This is a genomic window from Nodosilinea sp. LEGE 07088 (assembly GCF_015207395.1).
GTDB lineage: Bacteria > Cyanobacteriota > Cyanobacteriia > Phormidesmidales > Phormidesmidaceae > Nodosilinea.
On the sequence record NZ_JADEWX010000257.1, the window covers coordinates 1 to 6032 of the forward strand.

Below are 6032 nucleotides of genomic sequence, written 5' to 3' on the forward strand. Positions count from 1 at the left end.
CAGTTTTGCCGCTGGCTTCCTTCAGACCCTTCCTCGCGGAAACGCCCTTGCCTTAAGCTAGTCGTTGTCGTCGCTCGGCTCCTATAATTTTCGAGCATTTAGACGCTGGTTCTCCGACAGGGGACTTGCACCCCATGAGTTCACGCCCATGCTGGGCGTACACAACCCGCTTGCACCCGACCGTATCAAGGTTATCGGTTGAGTCCGAGAAGTTTCTAGCGGCGGGTGAAGCGGAACGTTATACTTCGCTCCCACAGTGCCTCAATGGACATTATTCGAGAACCAATTATCTTAGACGGTGACATTGTGGCTATGTCGCGTATGACGCCGCAGGTCGCCTGCTGCATCTTGGCGTCAGCCCCGATGGTTTTCGAGGTCAACTCGTACTGCCAGACTCGCCCGAAGACCGAAGCACTGAGCTAGCTGAGGCGCTAAGGACAAAGCTTCGGAATATCGCGGCGGTGCGCTGTGTGCCGTTCAACTCGACGCGACTGAATGACTACTCGCTAGACCAACTCGTTCGGATCAGCATGAACTACTACACTCGGTGAGCTGATTGGTATAATAGTTCTCAGCCGCAGAGGCAATGTGCGACGGTTTTAGAGCCATCGCTGATCTACTATAGATTGGGCATTGGTAGTGCAGAAAACTTCTGAAACCCTTATGAATAAAGGATTCTCATTGAGACAGTGATCTTGGGGCTTCTCAGGCAAACGAACGAAGGCAATGGGTTCCAGCCGCTGATTTGACCGTCCGGGTCATCCAGCATGAGACTCAAAAAAGTTTTCTGCACCACTAAGTAGATTGGGCTAGCGGAGGAAGCCCAATAGTCTTTCTCTCGATTACTGCTGCCACTCAAGCGATGCCAGCTAATCTTGCGTGGCAACTGTAAAATGAAGAAATAAACTGTCCTGCCCTCGGTATGAGCGAGACTGTCTACATAGAAACCAGTATCATCGGCTACCTAACAGCTAGAACAAGCAACAATCTCATCTTAATGGCAAATGTAGAAGCTACGAGAGAATGGTGGGATGTCCGTTGAACACAGTTTGATCTTTACATTTCACAAACGGTTTTAGATGAGGCAGCACGGGGAGATGCAGAGATAGCCAGGAAACGGCTTGAGATACTGAGTGACTTTCCACTGCTTGAAGTGAATGGAGCAGTTCAAGATCTGGCGGCGCAGTTCCTCACGAGAAGTAATTTGCCGCCCAAAGCTGCCGACGATGCCCTTCATATTGCGGTCGCTACAATCTATGGCTTGGACTATTTGCTAACGTGGAACTGCAAACACATCGCAAATGCTCAAATTCAGAAAAAACTGTCTCAGATCAGTTTTGATGCTGGGTATGAGTTGCCCACAATTTGTACACCCTACGAGTTAATGGGAGTTTAGAAATGTGGAAAGATGAAATCTTAGAAGAAATCTATAGGATTCGAGAGGAACATGCAAAAGCATTCAATTATGATTTGAAGGCTATTTGTGATGACTTGCAGAAACGACAAGCAGCGGGTGGTCGAAAAATTATTTCTAAACCTCTTCGACAACCCCGACAGCCGCATAACAAGTCGCTGCACCCGACCGGATAAAGGCTATCTGCTGAGAGCCGAGGATTATTGACGGCGGGTGAGTTTGGTCGTTAGGCGCGCGACTCGAAGTCGTTCGGGGGAGTTGGAAAGGGCTCTTGAATCCTTTCCCCGCTAGTGTTCAAGCGGATGTCCGCCTCGGAATGTTCGACCCGTAATGGGAGGGCAGTATCAGCAGACGAGGTTAACTGTCCAACCAGCTTGGAGCCAAACCAGGTCAGAGGGCTAGGGCAAGGTGGCTAGGGATAATGCCAATGAATCCTTGATGAGGCTGCGTTAATTTAGGTGCTCGAAAGGGCTGACACGAGCATGTTGGGGCAGATGGGGGTTGGCGGCGGCTAAATGTCGGTTGAGAACACCCCGCCCCCGGAGTAAAGAGGAGTCCTACGGCAACCACATCTCCACCCCGTGCGGAACGAGGAAACTCCGATAGAGTCCGAATCCTGCCTTCAGAATTCGGTAAGCCAAGGGTAACTGCGGTCGAATCCTCTAGCGGATACAGGATGTCCCAAGACGCGTTCGCGAAGCGTGGGTGAAGCCCTTATGCTGCCAGCCGAAAGGCAACCGGAATCCATAACGGGGCAGATAGGGCAATACCTAACCCGAAAGGGTGCTGACGTGGGACAGGTGATAGCTTGAATGCAGGTGAGATGAGACTCAACTGGCGGGAAAAGTTAGGTACAGGCTTCGGCTTGTAAACGTAACCGTCAGGACAATTCGCAAGGGTTGTTAAGAATCGGAGGCACTGAATTTCAAGACGTTGCTTGAGCCGTGTACGGTGAACGTCGTATGCACGGTTCTGAGGGGAGGGAGAGGGTTATAACTCATGTACCAGATATTCCTGATTTATCGTTGCTTGACCTCTTTAGAGCTAGAACTTTTGGTGATTTGTCCCATCTTGATTCTAAAAAGCAACTACTTCATCAAAAACTTTCTTCTACAAGTCAGTTAGAAGTGTTGTACCGATTTGAGTACTATACCTTCTTGGCTGAGGCTGGGGAGGTTATTGCTGAGATGGCAAGCCTCTGTACAAAGCTGCTACACTCCTTGAATAATCAGGTATGATCTAAGTATGGAGTTTGAGTGGGATCAATCAAAAGCCGATAGTAACTTGAAGAAACACGGCGTCAGCTTTGAAGAAGCCAAAACCGTATTCAATAATCCTCTGGCGGTCATCTTTGATGATGAAACTCATTCCATAAGCGAACAGAGAGAAATCATCATTGGTCATTCTCAACAAAATCGGTTGCTATTAATTGCTTTTACTGAGCGATCTGGCAACGTCCGCATCATTAGTGCCCGTCTAGCTACTCGCCAGGAGCGTGAGGATTATGAGCAAAATGCCCTCTGATCACACACAAAGTTCTGAAGACGAGCTTTTACCAGAGTATCGGTTTGATTACGAGAAAGCGAAACCCAATCGATTTGCTATTGATCATCAGACGCAAAAGCTAACGGTTGTGGTTTTAGATGAGGATGTAGCTCAGGTTTTTACAACACCTGAATCAGTCAACAAAGTGCTAAGAGCATTGATCGAGTCGATGCCACAATCAGCAGGCGGCGAGACAGCCTAACACTGCGTTGGTGCGAACGGCATAGAGGTTACCGGTGAGAGTTCAAGATTATCTGCCGCCGCACAACTTAGCCGCTAGCTAGCTTCGCTTCCACTGTTAGGGCGTTTCTTCAAAGCTATCTGTCAATCTTCCAAGGGGTTGCGAGTGCTAACTCCGGTGCAGTTTGTAAACCTATTAGCATCAGAAGAACAGTCATGAGCCGATTAACCTTACGATTACCTGAAACCTTGCATCAACAGCTTACTCAACTTGCTGAAGGTGAAGGTGTATCGCTGAATCAGTACATTGTTTATGCATTGACTCGTCAGGCAGCCTTAGCTCATGCCATTCAGATTGTCCCCGAAACGGGGGTTGAACAGCAACAGCAGGCATTCCAGTTATTGATCAAGCAGTTGGGGCAAGCTTCGTCTGCTGAGATTGAGTCTATTTTAGCGACCCGTGAGCAAACTTGACCTATTCCCCCGACAATGCGCTGATCATCCAGAGCGATCGCACCGTTCTGCTCGACGTCCACGCCCCCAAAGCCGAGGCGGCCCAGGCGGCGATCGCACCCTTTGCCGAGCTGGTCAAAAGCCCCGAACACATTCACACCTACCGCCTCAGTCCCCTCAGCATTTGGAATGCCCGCGCCGCCGGTATGCCCGTCGCCGATATGGTAGCGGCCCTTCAGGACCACGCCAAATACCCCATGCCCGAGTCGGTGGCCCAGGAGCTGGAGGCCCTCGGTCAACGGTATGGCCTGACCACCCTGACAGCAGGAACCGGTGGAGATTTGCTGCTACAGGTGGCCGATCAACCCCTGGCAGAACTGCTGCAGCGCCACGAGCAGGTGGGGCCACTGCTGGGAGAGCGGCTGTCGCCCACCACCTTTGCGATCGCCCTGGGCTATCGTGGCCTTCTCAAACAGGCGCTGTTGACCGCAGGCTATCCGGCAGAAGATCTGGCCGGTTACCTGACCGGGGATGCGTTACCCCTAGACCTCTTAGCCACCACCCGCAGCGGCGAACCCTTTCACCTACGGCCCTACCAGAAAATGGCGGCAGATCTGTTCTACCAGGCCGGGCAGGCCAGGGGCGGCAGCGGTGTGATCGTTCTCCCCTGTGGTGCGGGTAAAACCATGGTGGGCATGGCAGCGATGGCGGTGCTCCAGCAGAAAACGCTGATCCTCACCAGCAGCCTCACCTCCGTCCACCAGTGGCAACGGGAACTGTTGGATAAAACCACCCTCACCGCCGACCAAATCGCCGAGTATAGCGGTCAACAAAAAGCCACCGGGCCCGTTACCCTGGCCACCTACCAAATCCTCACCTACCGAGCCAGCCAGGACGACGACTTTCTGCACCTGGGGTTGTTTGACCAGCAATCCTGGGGGTTGATTATCTACGACGAAGTTCACCTGCTGCCCGCGCCGGTCTTTCGCATTACCGCCCAACTCCAGGCCCGGCGGCGGCTGGGGTTGACCGCCACCCTAATTCGCGAAGATGGCCGCGAAGGGGATGTGTTCACCCTGATTGGCCCCAAACGCTACGACGTGCCCTGGCGCGAATTGGAAGGGCAGGGGTTTATTGCCGCCGCCGACTGTACCGAAATCCGCATTCCCCAAACCAAGGAACGGCAGATGGACTACGCCACGGCGGGACGACGCTACCAATTTCGCATCGCGGCCGAAAATCCCCTCAAGTTAGACGTGGTGCAAGCCGTGCTGGAGCAGGAGGCTGGCCACCGGATTCTGATTATTGGTGAATACCTGGATCAGCTCAAGGCCATTGCCCAGCGGGTGGACTTTCCCCTCATTACCGGCAAGACCAGTCAGCCAGAGCGCGATCGCCTCTACGCCAGTTTTCGCAGTGGCGAGATTTCTGGCATCATCCTCTCGCGGGTCGGCAACTTTGCCCTCGACCTGCCCGATGCCGATGTATTGATTCAGGTCTCAGGTAAGTACGGTTCTCGCCAAGAAGAGGCCCAGCGGTTGGGGCGGGTGTTGCGGCCCAAGTCGGATGGCCGCAGCGCTCAGTTTTACACCCTGGTGTCGCTGCGCACCTGTGAGGAAGACTTTGCCCAGCATCGCCAGTTGTTTTTAACGGAACAGGGCTACCGCTATCACATTCAGTTTTGGGCGGTTTAGCCACGTCAGGGGTGCTCAGGGGGCCACCGACGCATCGATGCCGCGGCGGGCCAGCCGTTGGATGTGCGTTAAGTTCAGCTGGCGCGTTGGGAGCAGTATGCGGCGGGGTTGCCATGACCCACCATCCCTACCTGGGCTGGGTGGATAGCGACGACCAGTTGGCTCCAACCGCCCTAGCCGAAACGGTTGCTATTTTAGATGCGCAGCCCCAAACCGGCATGGTCTATATTGACTAATCCTGATATTGCCCTGGGGCAGGGCCGTAAACTTTACGTTCCAGACAGGTGCGCCTCTGCTTGGCGAATCAGGTCTTCGGCATATTGCTGCTCTGCGGGTGTGGGATGGTTGGCTAAGGCTTGCTCAGCGTACTCAATTACTCCCGGCATATTGCCGTAGTAGGCCGCTTGCACGGCACCCAAGATCAGATAGGAGGGCGGATTAGGCATCAAGTCAATGGACTGCAAAGCCAGGGTTTCGGCCTGCGGATAGCGCTGTTGATCGTAAGCCGCTGCCGCCAGTTCATACAGGGCCGCCGTTCGCCCGGTGTGATAGTGCTCCAGCGATCGCCATGGGGTACCGCTCGTCCAGCGATCGCCAATCATTTCAAACTGCTCAGCGGCTTAACGGGTGACAAGGGTACTCAACGTCATGCGGTACAGGGCTTTGAGACAATAAAGGGGACAAAAAATAGGGAGCCTCAGTGCAGCTCCCCTAAACCAATATGTTTCCTGCATCCTACCAAACCA

The 6032-nt window shown here is 53.3% G+C and carries 8 protein-coding genes and 1 pseudogene; 8 read left to right on the forward strand and 1 reads right to left on the reverse strand.

The window, feature by feature from the left end; all coding sequences use genetic code 11:
- Positions 1-264 precede the first annotated feature (264 nt).
- The 8 genes and pseudogenes from IQ254_RS29080 (at position 265) to IQ254_RS32245 (ending at position 5522) form a co-directional block, all read left to right on the forward strand.
- A complete protein-coding gene (locus IQ254_RS29080) occupies positions 265-423 on the forward strand; it encodes a hypothetical protein (protein WP_193969641.1) in 159 nt (52 codons plus the stop codon).
- 499 nt (positions 424-922) lie between these two features.
- Positions 923-1396: pseudogene (locus IQ254_RS34085) on the forward strand (type II toxin-antitoxin system VapC family toxin).
- 2 nt (positions 1397-1398) lie between these two features.
- The gene (locus IQ254_RS34090) at positions 1399-1590 is read left to right on the forward strand and encodes a hypothetical protein (RefSeq protein ID WP_278000407.1); all 192 of its coding nucleotides are present in this window, start codon (positions 1399-1401) and stop codon (positions 1588-1590) included.
- A 1069-nt stretch (positions 1591-2659) separates the two neighbouring features.
- Complete coding sequence (locus IQ254_RS29090) at positions 2660-2938, forward strand: BrnT family toxin (protein ID WP_193969642.1); 279 nt, start codon at positions 2660-2662, stop codon at positions 2936-2938.
- Positions 2919-3161, forward strand: a complete 243-nt coding sequence (locus IQ254_RS29095; protein ID WP_193969643.1) for a hypothetical protein — start codon at positions 2919-2921, stop codon at positions 3159-3161. The genes IQ254_RS29090 and IQ254_RS29095 overlap by 20 nt, the downstream gene beginning before the upstream one ends.
- A gap of 194 nt (positions 3162-3355) precedes the next feature.
- Complete coding sequence (locus IQ254_RS29100) at positions 3356-3613, forward strand: YlcI/YnfO family protein (protein ID WP_193969644.1); 258 nt, start codon at positions 3356-3358, stop codon at positions 3611-3613.
- Positions 3610-5286 (forward strand): DNA repair helicase XPB, encoded by a 1677-nt coding sequence (locus IQ254_RS29105; protein ID WP_193969645.1) that lies wholly within the window; start codon positions 3610-3612, stop codon positions 5284-5286. The genes IQ254_RS29100 and IQ254_RS29105 overlap by 4 nt, the downstream gene beginning before the upstream one ends.
- A gap of 113 nt (positions 5287-5399) precedes the next feature.
- Complete coding sequence (locus tag IQ254_RS32245) at positions 5400-5522, forward strand: hypothetical protein (protein WP_255527043.1); 123 nt, start codon at positions 5400-5402, stop codon at positions 5520-5522.
- A 33-nt stretch (positions 5523-5555) separates the two neighbouring features.
- Here IQ254_RS32245 and IQ254_RS29115 read toward each other — a convergent pair whose 3' ends face one another.
- Entirely contained in the window at positions 5556-5888 is a 333-nt protein-coding gene (locus IQ254_RS29115) for a hypothetical protein (protein ID WP_193969646.1), read from the reverse strand.
- Positions 5889-6032 lie beyond the last annotated feature (144 nt).